11 protein-coding genes and 1 CRISPR repeat array are annotated in these 18,397 nt (G+C 38.3%); all 11 genes read right to left on the reverse strand.

What is annotated here, in order from left to right; translation table 11 throughout:
• Positions 1 to 24 precede the first annotated feature (24 nt).
• Entirely contained in the window at positions 25 to 3,372 is a 3,348-nt protein-coding gene (gene cas3f / locus DYE19_RS07715; RefSeq protein ID WP_115323171.1) for a type I-F CRISPR-associated helicase Cas3f, read from the reverse strand.
• A complete protein-coding gene (gene cas1f / locus DYE19_RS07720) occupies positions 3,353 to 4,333 on the reverse strand; it encodes a type I-F CRISPR-associated endonuclease Cas1f (protein ID WP_049215687.1) in 981 nt (326 codons plus the stop codon). The genes cas3f and cas1f overlap by 20 nt, the downstream gene beginning before the upstream one ends.
• Positions 4,334 to 4,438: 105 nt before the next feature.
• Positions 4,439 to 7,766: a CRISPR direct-repeat array (repeat unit 28 nt; unit sequence TTTCTAAGCCATCTATACGATGTTGAAC).
• A 141-nt stretch (positions 7,767 to 7,907) separates the two neighbouring features.
• Entirely contained in the window at positions 7,908 to 8,468 is a 561-nt protein-coding gene (cas6f, locus tag DYE19_RS07725) for a type I-F CRISPR-associated endoribonuclease Cas6/Csy4 (protein ID WP_115323172.1), read from the reverse strand.
• A gap of 2 nt (positions 8,469 to 8,470) precedes the next feature.
• Positions 8,471 to 9,475 (reverse strand): type I-F CRISPR-associated protein Csy3, encoded by a 1,005-nt coding sequence (csy3, locus tag DYE19_RS07730; protein WP_115323173.1) that lies wholly within the window; start codon positions 9,473 to 9,475, stop codon positions 8,471 to 8,473.
• 2 nt (positions 9,476 to 9,477) lie between these two features.
• Positions 9,478 to 10,461: a type I-F CRISPR-associated protein Csy2 gene (gene csy2 / locus DYE19_RS07735; protein ID WP_115323174.1), complete on the reverse strand. Its 984-nt coding sequence runs from the start codon at positions 10,459 to 10,461 to the stop codon at positions 9,478 to 9,480.
• Positions 10,462 to 10,469: 8 nt separating this feature from the next.
• The gene (csy1, locus tag DYE19_RS07740; RefSeq protein ID WP_115323175.1) at positions 10,470 to 11,804 is read right to left on the reverse strand and encodes a type I-F CRISPR-associated protein Csy1; all 1,335 of its coding nucleotides are present in this window, start codon (positions 11,802 to 11,804) and stop codon (positions 10,470 to 10,472) included.
• 15 nt (positions 11,805 to 11,819) lie between these two features.
• Positions 11,820 to 12,011 carry a hypothetical protein gene (locus DYE19_RS07745; protein ID WP_115323176.1) on the reverse strand — a complete coding sequence of 64 codons (192 nt, stop codon included), beginning with the start codon at positions 12,009 to 12,011 and terminating at the stop codon, positions 11,820 to 11,822.
• Positions 12,012 to 12,269: 258 nt separating this feature from the next.
• Complete coding sequence (mutS, locus tag DYE19_RS07750) at positions 12,270 to 14,852, reverse strand: DNA mismatch repair protein MutS (protein WP_115323177.1); 2,583 nt, start codon at positions 14,850 to 14,852, stop codon at positions 12,270 to 12,272.
• Between the two features lie 131 nt (positions 14,853 to 14,983).
• Positions 14,984 to 16,378 (reverse strand): hypothetical protein, encoded by a 1,395-nt coding sequence (locus DYE19_RS07755; RefSeq protein WP_115323178.1) that lies wholly within the window; start codon positions 16,376 to 16,378, stop codon positions 14,984 to 14,986.
• Between the two features lie 12 nt (positions 16,379 to 16,390).
• Positions 16,391 to 17,851: a hypothetical protein gene (locus tag DYE19_RS07760; protein WP_115323179.1), complete on the reverse strand. Its 1,461-nt coding sequence runs from the start codon at positions 17,849 to 17,851 to the stop codon at positions 16,391 to 16,393.
• A 60-nt stretch (positions 17,852 to 17,911) separates the two neighbouring features.
• Complete coding sequence (locus DYE19_RS07765) at positions 17,912 to 18,394, reverse strand: hypothetical protein (protein WP_049215671.1); 483 nt, start codon at positions 18,392 to 18,394, stop codon at positions 17,912 to 17,914.
• Between the last annotated feature and the right edge of the window lie 3 nt (positions 18,395 to 18,397).

The following is an 18,397-nucleotide window of genomic DNA, read 5'->3' on the forward strand; positions in this document are numbered from 1 at the left end:
TTGCGCTATTTCTAATTATAACAATTACATTAAAGTCTTATTGGTATCCCAAAAACCCAGCATTTCATTGTAATCCCATTTTAAATTATATAGTGGAATTGACACACTAAGATAGGTAACAGGGACAGCTTTCACATCATCTAACTCTAAATCCTCAGCTAATTGCGCGAGTGCAACCTCTAAAGACTGATTCAACCAAGGTTTCACTATACTTTGTGGGCAGTCAGGTAGTGGTTTATATTTAAAATTAGACGAAGTACTAAGATTATCTCGTTTCACATTCTCCATATCATAAAACGAGAATCCCCAATCAGAGTCATCATCGAATTTACAGACAATATCTTGCTCAGGCAGACTTTGTCGAAAACGCGTCATCAAAGGTAAATTTGCCAATAATCTATTTGTATAGCGAGGATCCCAATACAAATTAACATGATTTTCGCGTGGATTATTCAATAAATTAGCGATAACTTGATGTTCTAAATCTGCTAACCTTTCTCTCGGTTGTAAATTCGCTGGCTTCACAATACGTGGTGTGGCTTGAATATGTGATAGTTCTGCTGCTGAAATTAATTGCGCTAACTTATACGAACTCAGCTTATCTGTCTCACTTTCAAAACCAGGGCGATGATAAATCGGTTTATCAGAATTTCGTTTTAGCGACAAACCTCGCCAGTTGGTCGGCAATAAATACATATTTGGCTGTTCTGCAACTTTATCTGCACGATGTCGCCAGACACGTCCTGCAAGCTGGATAATCGAACGCATAGAAGAAGGATCAACTATCGCCCAATCATAATCATGATCGCGTCCAACTTCTGTGACGGGACTACCCAGGACAATGAATACATGGTTTTTAGCGGGATCACTTGCTAAAGCAGAGATGATTTCAGGTTGTTGATATATGTCTTGTGGATCGTGACGATCTAATAAACGATCAAGTTTTTCTTCTAAATTAGAACGCAATAATAATAATTGTCTAGAATGATAACAACACAGATGGAAGCAATAATCTGACAATTCATCATGTGCTTGCTGCTGCAAAAGTGCTTGTGCTATTGGAATCATAGGGGTGATATTCGAAAAACGCACTAGACCAATACTGACTTTTTTCTGACTTTTACTGTCCATTTCCCCATGAAAACTATGCAATTTTGCCGCACTCTTCAATAAATGTTCGGCTAATAATCGATAATTAAACATTTCATTTTCATTAGGTGATAATGACGGTAAAGTCAAAATCTCGGCTTTGCGCCGCACAGGACTTTTAGCTAAATTTTCTGCACGCTGTAAGACAAATTGTTGATGTTGTTGCATAAAAATCTGCTCATTACCACAATCCATTTGTTGTTGCTGAAATTCATCTACCCAAGCACAACAAACGGGCAATTCTGCAACAATGCCTTGTTGTTGGTTATAAATTTGACGTCCTGCTTGATAAGCGCGGAATAGCCCCGTGATAAAATCGGGCGTCAACGTAGCAGAAGAAAGCAATACACGGCTACCAAACAAGCCTGCCAAATGCACTAAACGACTGAGCGCAGGTAAATCCTCCAGCCCAAAATCATCAGGCTCATCCAAAATTAAATCTGATGTCAACAAACGCAATGTCGGCACTATATGATGCCCACCTCGCACACTTTCTGATGCAGCAATAATATGATCTAAAGTACAACTGACGAGTGGTGCATACAGTAATTTCTTCATTGTTGGATCTTTCTTCGTTAAAAAATCTGAAATTTCTTCATTTTCCACCGCACTTTCAATATAAGTCGCACCTGCAACTGTCATATTCTCGAACCATTGTTCGATACTTTCACTCCCCTGTTCTGCTAGCTGCTGTGCTCGCTCTTGCTGCAACTCATACAATTTTCTAACTGCACTACTCCCCACTAACACCGCTAAATAATCTTGTTCCTTGGCATTCTGTAATTCCAAACGCTGACTCAATGCAGTACCTGTTTGTAAGGTTAGCACACGTAAGCCTAACGCAATCGTTAATCTCGCTCCTTTAGCAGGATCACTTAATGCATACATCATCTTGGCATTAGCAAAGGTTTTGCCACAGCCTGTACTTGCCATATTCACACCAAAAAAACCTTGTGTTTCACTGTTTTTTTGTATTTTTTTTGCCAGATTAACAACATTATTCTGCCAAGCAAAACGACTTGTTGCAGGCTTAGCAAAAGGCTTATGTTGTTTAATATGTGGTAATTCTGTGCTGAATTTAGGGAGTAAACGGGCAAATCGACTTGCACTCTGGCATACTCCCAATAAATGTTCATCTAAGCGTTGTTTTTCGTTGCCTTCATCATCAGTATTAGCTAATAAGATACATTTTTTATCCCCTAAATCAGTATTTCTCACTTGTGAAGAATAATAATGATCGCCAGCAACTAAAGATAAACGCGCTAATAACAAGGCGAAAGGATTTTCAATGTAGGAAGAGGAAAATAAGGCGGGATGATTAAGTGCTTTTTTCGCCCAGCGAGTCATCACTTTCTGCCATGCACGGCTTTGTGTGACGATTGTATCAAATTGCCAAAAATGTTGTGGCTTGGGATGCTGTGAATCATTAAACACCCAACGCTCTATCGGACGATAATAACTAAAAAAGGAATTAAAATCACGTTTGCAGCAACCTCGTAGATCCCTCAAATAATTTCGCCCACCTACGAAAAAATTCTGACTAAATGGAAGTCGGTGATGAGAAGTAATTAACCAAATCAGCACTTGAGCAATGGGTGGTAAATGACCAAAACCAGAGAAATCTTTTCCCATATCGTCTTCAATAATATTTTTGTGCCAGTGAGGATTTTGCTCTTCGAACTCAGCCCAATCAGCTAACCGCTTAAGCCAATCCTGATCCGTTTCACACCCAGTGATCATCGCCTCAAACAAACGGGCTGAAATCCATTCATGTCGATATGGGTCAGCCTCTTTGGGAGCATTCTTTGTTTTAATTAACTTGTTCTGAAAACCAACACTCGACTTGCCCAAATCATGTAACAAGGCAGCAAGTGCGGTCAAAATTTGAATAGAATAGGCATCTTTCCAATTCACCTCATCTTCAACACGTAAAATATTACGCTGAGTACGATTCGTCGGTACACGCCCTTGCTCATTAAATTGGCGCTTATCACCAACGATCCATAATAACTCTGTCCTGTTTTTACCATGAGTCCAATAACAAGCGACCGCTGTATTTTTACGTGCTGTTTGGCGCAACATCTTATATAGAGTTTCCAACCCAGCTTGCGTAATAGCCGTTTGCCATACACAATCGCCACAACGCTCAGCAAATTGGTCTAAGATGCGACGAGTTTCAGTCAGCGCATTTTTCCGACATTGACTAACTAGCAGAATATTCATCCGACGCTCCCTGTAAAGCAAGTTGTTTCAACGTATCAATAATAATATCTAATGCCCCAAAATGAAGAAGATTTTGGATACAGGCTTGACGAAATTCTTTTTCTGACTCGCCATTTTGTGCAGAAATAAATGCTTGCGGTAAAATGATACTGTCTTTAATAATATCTGCTGCATCAAAAACCAGACCACCTCGTCTTGTTTTGCCATGTAATACGGCTAAACCGTGCGGTAATCCTAATACCCAACAAGCTGTTGCGCCTAAGCCATAGGCTAAATAATTGCCATGATCTAAAAACTGATTGACTGTATCAATACTATTACCACGCTCACTGCGTTTAAAAGTAGGATCATTCATTGTCGTCTGATTAGCGAGCGCATATAGTTTAGTCGTTAAACGCCCTTCTGATGCTAACAACGCTTGGCTATGTTCTGCATGAGTAAATTCTTGTTGATATTGCTGTACAAGTGCGGCGAGTTTTTCAGCAGAATAATGCCATTCTAATTTAGCCCAAATAACCTCTAACAAAGATAATCGATGTTGTTGTAATGTTTTGGCTACGCTTAACCGCTTTTCATCATCAAACCAAAAACGACACCATTGTTGTAAATAGATAACAGGACGATATTCACTTTGTGGACTAAAAAACTCACAGCCAATTTCTGCTTCCGTTCCATTGAATAAAGGCGTACCACCGCCACTACAAAACCCCACCATTACCCCTGCTTTTGATAGTTCACGCATTGCAGCTTGTGTAATAGACGTTCCACTCCCCAATAGCAGGCAACTAGTATTAGCAATAGGGATATTCCAGTATAAAGACTCTTTACCTTCATCAGTCACATATTCCACTCGTCCACCATTTAACAATACTCGACAGTGTTCTAAATAATAAATATTGGCTCTTTTAGAATGCATTATGGTTTTTAAATCTGAAGAGGCAATATAAGGTGTCTTACGCACAACATCCTCCTTAACTAAGTGTAAAAATATTAAAATCCAGTTTAAACTAAATTAAATAACATTTAACTTTTTCAATATGTTTAAATAATAAGCTTTATTTAAGCAGATATGAACCATCTATACGATGTTGAACCTCTCTTTAATGCTGATTTAAAGAGAGTTTAATTTCTAAGCCATCTATACGATGTTGAACCTGGCAGCATTTGGTCTTACTCACAGAATCATTTTCTAAGCCATCTATACGATGTTGAACTTCCAGTAAAACAGACCAAAAAGCGCAGTGAATTTCTAAGCCATCTATACGATGTTGAACATTCCGCAAAACTTAAATGATTTTGTTGAAATTTTCTAAGCCATCTATACGATGTTGAACCGATTCAAACGCACATCACAGTAGAGCTAGATTTTCTAAGCCATCTATACGATGTTGAACATGAATTAGGATTTGATGGAACTACAACAAAATTTCTAAGCCATCTATACGATGTTGAACCTTTAGGGCAAAGCGCGACAACAACGCTAACTTTTCTAAGCCATCTATACGATGTTGAACCTAACGAAGAAGTCAGTGTGATGAAAAAACATTTTCTAAGCCATCTATACGATGTTGAACTGAAAAAGTTTATATAGAAGGTGTACCGTATTTTTCTAAGCCATCTATACGATGTTGAACTTAATCATGAATGGACTGATATGAGCCAGAATTTTCTAAGCCATCTATACGATGTTGAACTTTGAACTTCTGTTAATGTTAACCCAGATTTTTTTCTAAGCCATCTATACGATGTTGAACCCTTTATTCTGTAATCCTAGGATTTTTAAAGATTTCTAAGCCATCTATACGATGTTGAACTGCGTGATGACCATTCAAAAGGTGTAATGAATTTTCTAAGCCATCTATACGATGTTGAACCATTACTCCACTTTTGTCCAAGTTAGCTAAAATTTCTAAGCCATCTATACGATGTTGAACGAACTCAATTCCTCTTGCAAATAGAATCACATTTTCTAAGCCATCTATACGATGTTGAACGCTTACGCGGTGGAGGATTGCGGAAAATTTATTTTCTAAGCCATCTATACGATGTTGAACCAAGTAACAATCCTGTTGCACTGCTCTATCGTTTTCTAAGCCATCTATACGATGTTGAACAAAGTGAACGGAGCGAGTCTCTAGCTTCTACATTTCTAAGCCATCTATACGATGTTGAACTATTAAAAATATTAAAATGGCTTGGCTAGGTTTTTCTAAGCCATCTATACGATGTTGAACTTTCAGGCGCGGTACGTTTTTGCCAAATAAGTTTTCTAAGCCATCTATACGATGTTGAACGCAAATATCGCCGTGGCTAGCATCTTCGGAACTTTCTAAGCCATCTATACGATGTTGAACTCGGCATAACAAATTCAACATTAAAAACATAATTTCTAAGCCATCTATACGATGTTGAACAAGCGACAACTATAAAGCCGTGCGGGCATATTTTTCTAAGCCATCTATACGATGTTGAACATTAAGTTTCGCACTTCATACTGCAACAAATGTTTCTAAGCCATCTATACGATGTTGAACCAACTACAAAAACAAATACTTATGGCTTTTTATTTCTAAGCCATCTATACGATGTTGAACAGCAAAAGAGAGCAGCAGAGAAGCTAGCATTATTTCTAAGCCATCTATACGATGTTGAACAGCTTGAGCAATCTTTCAATCTACACGCAAGATTTCTAAGCCATCTATACGATGTTGAACAATTGCTAGGCTGTGCTTGGTTGCTTAATGTATTTCTAAGCCATCTATACGATGTTGAACGTTTGCAGCTCTTGATGCTGAAGGTGCAATAATTTCTAAGCCATCTATACGATGTTGAACTTTCTACAAAATCTTGCAAATTTTTTGGTATTTTTCTAAGCCATCTATACGATGTTGAACACGCTTGTTTTGGCAAAGCTAAAAGGCATTGATTTCTAAGCCATCTATACGATGTTGAACGTTTTGCAGTGATAGGCGTTTCAGAAGATTATTTTCTAAGCCATCTATACGATGTTGAACGCCTTGTTTTAAATCTAGTGCTAATTCGTCAATTTCTAAGCCATCTATACGATGTTGAACGAGATAGATAATCTTCAATGCGATTGCGTTTCTTTCTAAGCCATCTATACGATGTTGAACAGATTATCGCCGAATCTATCAACAACGATCCGTTTCTAAGCCATCTATACGATGTTGAACTGCTTGATGACAGCATAATGTATTTGCCACCTTTTCTAAGCCATCTATACGATGTTGAACCTTGGTATGCAAGCATTAAATGAATCAGAACTTTTCTAAGCCATCTATACGATGTTGAACGATAAAAGCTGATCGTCGTCTAAACCCTCAGTTTTCTAAGCCATCTATACGATGTTGAACCTAAATCTTCAATATCTGCACCATTTACAAACTTTCTAAGCCATCTATACGATGTTGAACACTCCATACATCCACATTGCTTAGATATATCATTTCTAAGCCATCTATACGATGTTGAACACAAGCTAACAAACTACTCCCACTCCCCACGTTTTCTAAGCCATCTATACGATGTTGAACAATTACAAAATATGACTTGTTTTGTTGATCCATTTCTAAGCCATCTATACGATGTTGAACCCGTGTTACCCGGCGGGAAAGTGCGCGTTGACTTTCTAAGCCATCTATACGATGTTGAACGATATCCTTCTAATAATGAATCCATCAGATTTTTTCTAAGCCATCTATACGATGTTGAACGTTTTCGGAAATACTCACGCTGACGTTGGCGTTTTCTAAGCCATCTATACGATGTTGAACCTGTAAATGCTGCAACATCATCAATGAAGCGTTTTCTAAGCCATCTATACGATGTTGAACGGGCGAAGAAGGTGTAGTGGATTTTTCTGACTTTTCTAAGCCATCTATACGATGTTGAACTATTACGTACAATCGTCGGCACTGATTTTAACTTTCTAAGCCATCTATACGATGTTGAACTTAAATCTGTATGAGTGCCGAATTTTGAAGAGTTTCTAAGCCATCTATACGATGTTGAACTAAATGCCCCCATTGGTCTAATTTAGCCCACGTTTCTAAGCCATCTATACGATGTTGAACATTTTTATCTAAAATCTTTTATGCAATACAGGTTTCTAAGCCATCTATACGATGTTGAACGATAAAACCACGCCTTTTTACTGTAACATTTATTTCTAAGCCATCTATACGATGTTGAACATGCTGGATATATCCAATACACTAAATCGTAATTTCTAAGCCATCTATACGATGTTGAACACTTTTCACAACGTGAAGTTATGTTGATTATGTTTCTAAGCCATCTATACGATGTTGAACATGGTGGCTGCAAGTGTTCAATTATTAAATGATTTCTAAGCCATCTATACGATGTTGAACCTAATAATATTAATAAAAATTTATTTATTCTTCAAATTGTTAAAGAGCATCTGAAAGAAAAACCCTTTTTTACAGCATATTTATAACCCTTTGATCTCATTGGTTAATTTAGCCAATTAGAAAAAAGGGTTATAAATTAGGTTAGAAGTGTGGCACAGTTGCTTTATTACTTAATCCATAACTACTGAATTGAGCAATATGAGGCTGAGAGGTTTTATTGACTCTTATTGCCAAGATAAAACGCTGATTTGTGCTCGCACTTTTTAAATGTACATGTGGAAAATAAGGTGTATTTTGTTGGCGTTGTTGCATTTCTTCACGAATCCCTTCACGCCATTTGTCAATACTCTTCAGGAACTTTTCTGTGCGACGAATCGTACTTTGTCCTTTACGATGCACACGACTATAACAACGATATTCTGCTACAGGAGGAGTTTTATTTACACTACTGATCAACGCATAATCCTGCAATCCTACCTGTGATAATTGTTGATAAAGCTGTTTACAGTCATCTTCGCTACCAAAAATACGCAAAATACCGCCAAGAGTACGCCCTAAACCATAAGCAGGAAAGGCAACGCCCATACGACCTTCAAAGTGTGGTAAGAATTTATGTAATATTTGCATACAATGTCCAACCACTTCACTTTGTAGCATATCCATTTGTGGGATTGCTTTTAGTTCAATGTAATGGCTTGTCATGATTATTCCTTACCGCTTGCTCCAAAGACGCCACCGCGGATTAAAACACTCATCACATAATGCTGTTGTTCAATGCTTGGGACTTCATCTTTAAGCACCCAATTATCAAATAACGTATAAAAGTCCAGTTTTGCTTTAGGTTGGCGGAATGCAGTCCCTAACGTAGTCACTGCACCATAAGGTTCTGCAGCAATAGGGAAAGCCACTTCATCTGCATACCAAGTATCAATCGTGCGAATCGCGTTACCGACTTTTTGAGAATGCATACCCGCTTTTTGATTAATTTCATATAAAATTTTGCTTTTGCGATTAGTCGTTGAGTTATCTAACACAAGTTCTTGTGATGGATATACTTCTTGTCCATACCCCATATTGGCATAAGCTGTGATATAAAGAATCACAAATTTTTCACCGAGTAAGCCTGATTTAATTTCATCTGCAATATCTTGAATCTTGCTATCTTCATATGTAAAGCTGTTTAATGAAAATTGTTTCGCATCATCAAAACGAATAATTTCCTCACCACACTTCACTTCTATTTGAATATGCTCAGCCCCCATACGATTACGCCATAACCAACGGGCATTAACGATATTCATTGCATAACGCTTAGCTAATTCATCAATACCTGTTTGCGTCAAATATTGCTGTACTACCGTCATCACTTGCTGTTGATAGTGCTGATCGTTACACACATTTGGTCGCCCAGTAAATGGCAGCACTTTCATACTAAAACTGGCAACTAGAGTATCTTTGTCATTATCTAACGTTGCTACATCAACACGCTGTAAATTCGCTTTTTCGGTTTCTGCATCCAATTTTGCAGGATCATTTGTAATCGCATTTTTCAGGCGATTCGAAATCGTACCACGTACTGATTTTTCACGGATGCGTAGTGCAATAGGCTCATCTTGATCATTTTTACTGTCTTTTTGACTAAAAATCGCATCTGAAATATCCAAGTTACGTTCAAATGCTAATACGCTTGGGGTTGATAATTTACTCATTATTATTCTCCTTGTGAAATCAGATAAAGGTTATTTTGTGGAGCGCGATAGCGCCAAAAACATTGGGAAAGATCATCAGGTAAGCTAAATGGGAAAACCCACTTACCTAAACTATAAATTGTTTCAACATATTGGCTTGGATATTGTGTCGTGCGGCAATGCTGTAATTGTCCCGCATCAAACAAAGGAGAAATGGCTTGATATCCCACAGGCATTGGTACTAGCCAGCCACGATCTTGTTTAACACTGTAGGTTTGCCAATCAACTGAGCTTGCTTGTGGATGATTTGGAATATGGTGTAAGGTTGCCATTTCTAACAATGCATCAAGTGCGGTCGCTTCTGGCTGAATGTTGATTTGTGATGATTGTGAATTACCATCTTCGTCTAATAGATCTACGCGCAATCCTGTCTGTAGCTCTGTTGTAATATTAACCAAATCTGCCTTCGCATCCATCAGCACAAAGGCGGGCATTAAAGCAAATGGAATATCCGGTTCTTCTGCTAAGCTAAATAATTGTACATCACCAATCTTTAAGACCGAACCACCTGCAATGCGCTGTTGCCATAATAACTGCTTACATTCCTGTAAGAACTGTTGTGCAGTTTGGCTTTGTTTATTTTCCAACGCATCATATAAATGTTGATCAGGTACATGCATTTCAACGACTAACGAAACATCTAAATGGATCTTACCTTCTTCAATAATAGAGGCAGATTTACCATCTCGTTTGATTGGATTACGGGTTTGCTTAAAAGTGTGGTCAGAAAACGGCGAACTTTGATAAGTTTGTAGTTCATAATCGTGACACGCGATCATCACGCCACCTAATTGCACATTATGATGAGTTAACTTACGGCTCAGTGCATGAATAGCGCCAGTAAACCCTGTTAATGCAGGAAAACCATAACTTAACGGACCAGAAATCGCATTGGCGCCTTGTAGTTTAATGTGATCAAATAAAATATAGTAATCAGTTTGAAACATATCTCCTCCTAGGGATGGCGTAAACGATAGCGTAGGGAGCGACGTATATTACGACGCCATTCGTTATATTCTGCATCAGCAAAATCATGCGCTAATTTAGGGAAACGGCGTTGTAAGCATTGGTTTAGCCATAAAGCGAAACTGCGTTCTATTTCTGCCACCCAATCTCCTTTTTCACGTTCTGTACGAAATGCCTCTTCTTCAACTAATTCTGTGCGCTTTGGATCAAGCCAGTACTTTTCATGCATATTTAATTGATATTCTTTCGACCACCCTGCTGGTAACCGTTGGTATAAACTAGCGTGAAATAGCAATGTCCTTAAAATAATATTTAAGGCATCAATTCGATTGTCACGTACTTGATAAATATTTTTTTTATTTTTTATCACTTCATACAATTGACGTAAGCCATAACGGCATGCATATGCCAATCTATCATTAAAAATAGTATTTTGACTCTTTGTGATTTTAAGCTGACCTGAAAAAGACATAATAGGAGGTAAGGAAGGCAATAAATAATTACGCCCTCCTTGCGCACTCATTAACTGAGATATATTTTGTGGTTTGCTCCCACCTAAAACGACTGTGACGAGCTGATTAATGGAAAGGTAACTTACCTGCTCAGATGTTTTTTTATACCTATTCTCACGGGCTTGTTTATTTTGTTCAGAATACCGATTTTGATTAATTTTTTGATAGAAGGCATGAGTTAGAGAAGAGGGATAAAGTGGAATTAAACACGTATAATCATCATCTTCAATTGCATTTTCACTATTAGCCCATAATAGTTGTTTATTACGTTCGTGAGTACTTGGTTGAGTTAAGTCGCCTTTAAGGGCTTGTTGAAACTGTTGTTTATATTGTTCAGATAATGCAAGATCATCAGCAAAACAACCGATTAATTGTGGATCATCCGAGAGTAAAAGATCTCGTAATTTTAACTGTTTTTGTTCATCCACAATAATATTAAAAAATGCAGCTAATGGAAGGGCAGCAGCATTTCCATTAGCATCTAATACTAAATTGATAACACTCTGTGAACCGACATATTGATTGGATAAATCAGTCTCAGCTTGGAAAGTAACATTATCCCCCTTTGCATCGGGGTGAATACCTTTGGCGATATGTGTACCAAATTGAAGTTGTTTTGCCATGATATTAGCAGCATTAGCTACCCAATTATCAAATCGGTACTTTTCATCAAATTCTCGAATGCTCTTAGAGAGCTGCTCAATTTCTGCATCAGAGGTTGCTTTTTCGAGAGCCTTACGTTCTTTTTCAGATTTTTTATAATTTTGCTCTTGTAGAAAAGCTAAAATATATTGTTTAATATTTGAACTCATGATTAAATGCCCTTATCAAAATAAATAGATTATTATCTTAGCAACTAACAGCAACTGCTTAGCAATCGTCGCTATATTCTCTATTTTGCGTTTTTGTTCTGAAACTGGTTTTTCTATAGTTGGAACATTTATTTGCTGGTAAATAGTTATAGAAGTTTTATTACATCCTTTAATATAGATATCATTTTTTCTTTTATGTTTGTTCATATTACTACCTCTTTAAAGGTGATTAATTTAAGCTCATTCTACGAATAAGATCTAATCATGTCAATAAATTTTTAAATAAAAAATACACATGAATACATGGATGAAAATAAAGGTGAATAAGATACATAAATTACATGTAAGGAAGAGCAAAGAAAAACCGCCTATACGGCGGTAACAAAACATATAAAGAATGCACAAGAGTACATTTTCTAAGCCACTTTTCAGCGGTCCTTTAGTCTACCGTACTTTCTATAAAACTCAAACTAACTTTTTCAACTGATACAAATACGCCAGTGCTTGTTTTGGACTCAGTTCATCAGGATCGAGTTTTTCGAGCATTTCCCAAACTGCATTTTTGCCATCGTTTTCTTCCATCAGAGCTAATTCGCCTTGTGTTTGATTGAGTTGGCGTAAATCCTGAATACGTTGGTCGGCATTTTGTTGTGATAGTTTTTCTAATTGTGCTAATTTTTGTTTTGCCAGTTTAATAACTGATTGTGGTACACCTGCTAAAGCAGCTACTGCTAAACCATAACTTTTACTTGCGGCCCCTTCTTGTACGGAGTGCATAAAAGCAATGGTATCATTGTGTTCTAAGGCATCTAAATGGACATTGGCGCTGCCTGCCAGCTGTTCGGGTAATACAGTCAGCTCAAAATAGTGCGTGGCAAATAATGTCAGTGAGCGCAATTTTTTCGCAAGCCATTCTGCACATGCCCAAGCCAATGACAAGCCATCATAAGTCGACGTACCGCGCCCAATTTCATCAATGAGCACCAAACTCTGTGCCGTGGCTTGATGTAGAATATTTGCCATTTCGGTCATTTCCACCATAAAAGTAGAGCGTCCAGAAGCTAAATCATCTGAGGCACCAATACGGGTAAAAATACGATCAATCGGTCCAATGATGGCACTTTCAGCTGGTACAAAACTGCCAATATATGCCATCAAAGTAATCAAGGCTGTCTGACGCATATAAGTGCTTTTTCCCCCCATATTAGGGCCTGTAATAATTAACAGATGACGCTGTGAATTAAGCTGTACTGGATTTGCAATAAACGGCGCTTTTAAAACCTGTTCTACGACAGGATGACGCCCTTGTTGAATATATACACCAATGTCATCACTAAATTGTGGTGCGACATAATTTAAACTCTCTGCACGTTCTGCTAAATTCGTCAGTACATCCAGTTCTGCTAACGTTAAGCTCGCAAGTTGTAACGCCCCTAAATGCGGTAATAACTCGTCAAACAATTGTTCATAAAGCTGTTTTTCTAGTGCCAATGCAGCACCCTTAGCTTTTAGCACTTTATCTTCATAGGTTTTCAGTTCGGGAATAATATAACGTTCAGCATTTTTAAGCGTTTGGCGGCGTACATAATGGATTGGAGCTTTATGCGATTGCCCTTGGCTGATCTGAATATAATAACCATGCACTGCATTAAAACCGATTTTTAACGTATCAATGCCTGTACTTTCACGTTCACGACGTTCTAAATCCTCTAAATAACGCGTAGCGCCCTCTGATAAACTACGCCATTCATCAAGCTCCGCATTATAGCCTGCGGCAATCACACCACCATCACGGATGAGCATTGGTGGATTATCAATTAATGCACGTTGTAATAGATCCAATTGTGTTGAAAACTCGGCAATTGGTTGTAAAAGTGCGGTCAGATTTGGGGAAGTTTGCTGTTGTAAAATTTGACGAATTGCGGGAATTTGCGCTAATGCAGTGCGTAAACGTGTGAGATCGCGCGGACGTGCAGAACGCAATGCAACACGTGCTAAAATTCGTTCCATGTCACCAATTTGATGTAAATATGGTTGCAACTCTGACACTAAATCTTGTGTTAAAATGGCACTTATCGTTTGTTGACGTTGAGTAAGCTTTTCTACATCACGAATCGGTTGGTGAATCCATCTCTTTAACAAACGACTGCCCATTGCAGTAACACACTTATCCAACACTGAAGCTAACGTATTTTCTGTGCTTCCTGCTAAATTTTGAGTTAATTCTAAATTACGGCGCGTTGCGGCATCTAATTGAATGTTTTCAGAATTTTGCAATAAAGTAATGCTTTGAATATGCGGTAAAGCAGTGCGCTGTGTATCTTTTGCATATTGTAATAAACACCCTGCTGCACATAAGCCCAAAATGGCTTTTTCCACACCAAATCCGCGTAAGTCTTTAGTATTAAACTGACGATTCAGTAATTGTATTGCTGTGCCTAATTCAAATTCCCAAATAGGGCGACGGCGTAATCCTTTGATATGTTCAATCGCCGAAAAATCCGCCAACTCTTCACAATATAACATTTCTACAGGCGAAATACGTTGTAATTCAGCCTGTAAACTCGCGCGATCGTCTAGCTCACTGATTTGAAAACGTCCAGAACTCATGTCTAAAATCGCTAAACCAAAACGCGTTTTCTCTTGATAAAGGGCAGCAATAAGATTGTCTTGGCGCTCAGGTAATAAACTTTCATCACTCACTGTACCTGGTGTCACAATACGCACCACTTTACGCTCAACAGGCCCTTTTGCAGTAGCAGGATCACCAACTTGCTCACAAATTGCCACTGACTCGCCTAATTGCACTAACTTCGCTAAATAACCTTCAACCGCGTGATAAGGTACTCCTGCCATTGGAATAGGTTGTCCCGCTGACTGTCCACGCTTCGTCAATGAAATATCGAGTAATGCTGCTGCTTTCTTCGCATCATCGTAGAAAAGCTCATAAAAATCCCCCATACGATAAAACAATAAAATATCAGGATTTTCCGCTTTAAGGGCGATGTATTGTCGCATCATTGGCGTATGTAATTCTAAGTTATCCATACTTATCTCTATAATTAATCATAAAAGTACGCGCTATTTTCGCATAAAATAACAGGACAAAATATAGCTTTATCTAGACAAAAAGCAGGCGTTCTAGTGATTGCCTGCTTTTTGTTTACTATGCAAAAGATTTATTCACAAATCTCTTCTGTTTGGACTGATTTTACTGCTTTATTAATTAACTCAGTTAATTGTATTTCACTATTCACTTCAGTATTAAAAATCTGTCCTCCCGTTAGATTTGCTAAACAATCAGTCGCATTCCAAGGCGAGTTAATACTGACTATGTTGACTTTCAATTTTGGTCGACGTTTTAATTCCTGCTGAATCAATTGGCACGGATCACGGAAAGTACAATCACCATTGCCTTCTGTAATTAATAAAATCAATGCTTCCCTTTCAATACCGTCTACCATTGCTAACGCCTTCTGTAACCCCTCATAAATTGGCGTACCTGGCACTTCGTTTTGACGTACTTTCATTTTATTAATTTTTTGTTTCAATGTATCACGTTGACCTGAAGTGAAGATACCATGTGATACTGCAGCGGATACTTTTTTACTTTTACTTAAACAACTTTTTAATTCCACCAAACCAATATCAATATTCGGATCAATAGATGCTAAAATATTATTAACCGCCACTTTTGAAGCTGTTGAACGATTTGGCTTACGATACATATAATCAATATCTTTTTGAGGTACCGCTTCACGTGATAAACGTTTATCAAAATCATCAATCTTTTTAATCCCTTCTTTAATGGTATAACGCATACCTGAAGCATTATTGAAAATGATCGCCATCTGTGGTGCCTCAGCAGGAATAATTTTCTGACGACACACCTTTTCTGGCGGTGCAGGTTCAACTTTTGGTAACTCTACTGGCGGTTCTACTTTCGGCTCTTCTACTTTCACAGGCTCAGGTGGTATTTCATTTGGCTGTTCAATTACTGGCTCGACTTTCACAGGCTCAATAGCTGGTACACGCCACCAAAACCACCATAATAACAAGGCTAGTAATAACAATAATGGCAATAGCCACCAATACCAGCGTTTATTCGCCGCAGGTGCTGGCACAACGGGTATAGGCTCAGTTGGTTTATCTCCTATTCCCCATCCAGTAATAACGGGTTCATTATTCACTAAATAAATCTGGCGAGTATTGTGGCTAGCTCCTTCGACCAACTGTGTCAAAAGACGAGATTGCGCTGCACTAATTTGTCCTTTATTACTCAGTTCTTGATTGAGTTGACGAATCGCATTTAAACGTTGCATTAAGTGCGGTTGAATTTCAGCTAGTTTTTTCTGATCTTCTGAGCTGTGACTCAATAACTGAGGCTGTCCTTGTAAATCAGTATACCACTCAATAATTTTGCCATCAGCTTGTACTTCTGGGCGCGCAAATAAAGTGGCTGTACTTGGCGGCAAATATCGTAGCAAAAGACTTTCAATCTCTGAATAACGCGATAGCAATTCAATGGCTTCTTGATTTTCGGTTTGAATGGAAAAACGGGCTAAACGTTGCATCTTAATATCTCTCTATTTACACACTTCGACTTCTGTAATGGGTTTTACTGCTTGATTAATCATATTAATCAGCTGTTTTTGGCTATTGGCTGTAAAAACTTTACCACCTGTTGCTTTTGCTACACAGTTCGCTCCTTTAGCACCACCAATATCAACGACATTAATTTTCAAACGTGGCTGACGTTGCGCAATTTGTTTCGCTAGCGCGCAAACATCACCAACTTCGCAAGAATCCTGACCATCACTTAAAATTAAAATGAAACCATCACGCTTTTTACCATCAATCATACTTGCTGCTTTTTGTAAGCCGCTATACAAAGGCGTACCACCTGCATTCGGGTCATTATCAGGTGCTGGCTGCATAGCACTGATCTTCGCTCGGAGTTGTTTACGTTTAGCTGGACTGTAATAACCATGATTATTTGCTGCAGGGCAGCCTCTTAACTCCACCAAACCAATATCTACTGTTTTAGCAATACTATTAATAATGCTAGAAGAAGATTTTTTCGCTACTTCTAAACGATTCGGTGAACGACGCATATAAGCGAAATCCTCTGCTGTCACTAAGTCACGATCCCAACGCCAATGGAATTGTTCAATACTCTGATTATTTTCTAATAGCGAATACAACATGGATCTCGAGTTATCAAAAATAATCACCATCTGTGGATTTTCGCCTGGCTTGGTTGAAATTGAGCACACTTTTTTCGGTGCTTCAGGTGTTTTCGGCTTTTCAGGCTCTACTGCCTTTTCTTCTACAGGTGGCTGTGTTACTACTTCTGGTTCAGCCTTAACAGGCTCAATAACCTCTGGTTTTACTGGCTCGACTTTAGGTGGGTCAGGTTTGATTTCCTCAACTATTTTACTTTCTTTCGGCTGTTCAATCACAGGCTCAGTCTTAGGTAGTTCAGGTTGCTTTTCTGATACACGTAACCCAAACCACCACCAAAGTAGTAAGGCTAATAACAATAATAAAGGTAATAACCACAAGCACCAGCGATGTTTTTTCACGGGTATTGCAACAGGTGGTGACGATATAACAGGTTTCTCACCGACTCCCCAACCTGTAATCACAGGCTCATTATTAACTACATAGATTTGAGCTGTGTGATGACTAGCACCTTCAACTAACAACGTAAGGCAACGTGATTGCTCTGCGCTAATTGCCCCTTGTTTAGTCAAATGTTGATTTAATTGCGCTATGGATTGTAAACGCTGTGTTAAGTGCGGTCTAATTTCAGCCAATTTTTGTTGATCTGCAACGCTATTCCCTAATAAGTAAGGCTGCCCTTGTAAATCGCTATACCATTCAATCGTTTTGCCATCTGCTTGTAACTCAGGTCGAGCAAATAATGTCGCTGTACTAGGTGGTAAATACCGTACAATAATTCGCATTAACTCATCGTAATGAGATAATAAATCTATAGCAGATTGATTCTCGTTTTGAAGCGTAAAACAGGCTATACGTTGCATAATTTTTTCCAAACTATTAACAAAAAATAGGCAGCCTTCAGGCTGCCTTATTGAGCCAAATTAAATACCACTTGCGGCTTGTAATGCCTCAAGCTTGCGCTGTAAGGCTTTAATTTCAGCTTGTTTGGTCTCTTCACTTACCGCTGAGCCATTAATATTTTTTAACTGCTGCTCCACTTTTTTGACTTCAGCTAGGACATCATCTCTTCCTTTCGCTTTTTGTTTAAGCTGTGTAGCATAATCTGTAACAGATTTGTTCAGCTTTGCTAATTCAGCTTTCTTTTGCGCTAAGGTACGTTGAACATCTTTCGCTTTTTTCTGTGTACTGGCATATTCTTTATTTAAAGCAGTATGACGACTCTTTTCGCCTGCTAAAGTACGCTCTTTTTCTTGTACACGATTATCGTAAGTGCCTGATGTAGTACAGGCCATTTTATTCCATACACTGGATTCAACACTTGGATCACATTGTTCAGGTGTTACTGAGCAAGCTGTCAGTGCAGAAAGTGCAGAGACTAAACAAATTAACTTTACTTTTTTCATAAA

It is taken from the genome of Pasteurella canis, assembly GCF_900454865.1.
Taxonomy (GTDB): Bacteria; Pseudomonadota; Gammaproteobacteria; order Enterobacterales; family Pasteurellaceae; genus Pasteurella; species Pasteurella canis.

Coding starts and splice junctions, on each gene's coding strand:
- csy3 (WP_115323173.1), bottom strand. CDS start 9,475: ATGAGTAAATTATCAACCCCAAGCGTATTAGCATTTGAACGTAACTTG.
- DYE19_RS07760 (WP_115323179.1), bottom strand. CDS start 17,851: ATGCAACGTATAGCCTGTTTTACGCTTCAAAACGAGAATCAATCTGCT.
- DYE19_RS07745 (WP_115323176.1), bottom strand. CDS start 12,011: ATGAACAAACATAAAAGAAAAAATGATATCTATATTAAAGGATGTAAT.
- cas6f (WP_115323172.1), bottom strand. CDS start 8,468: ATGACAAGCCATTACATTGAACTAAAAGCAATCCCACAAATGGATATG.
- csy1 (WP_115323175.1), bottom strand. CDS start 11,804: ATGAGTTCAAATATTAAACAATATATTTTAGCTTTTCTACAAGAGCAA.
- DYE19_RS07765 (WP_049215671.1), bottom strand. CDS start 18,394: ATGAAAAAAGTAAAGTTAATTTGTTTAGTCTCTGCACTTTCTGCACTG.
- DYE19_RS07755 (WP_115323178.1), bottom strand. CDS start 16,378: ATGCAACGTTTAGCCCGTTTTTCCATTCAAACCGAAAATCAAGAAGCC.
- csy2 (WP_115323174.1), bottom strand. CDS start 10,461: ATGTTTCAAACTGATTACTATATTTTATTTGATCACATTAAACTACAA.
- cas3f (WP_115323171.1), bottom strand. CDS start 3,372: ATGAATATTCTGCTAGTTAGTCAATGTCGGAAAAATGCGCTGACTGAA.
- mutS (WP_115323177.1), bottom strand. CDS start 14,852: ATGGATAACTTAGAATTACATACGCCAATGATGCGACAATACATCGCC.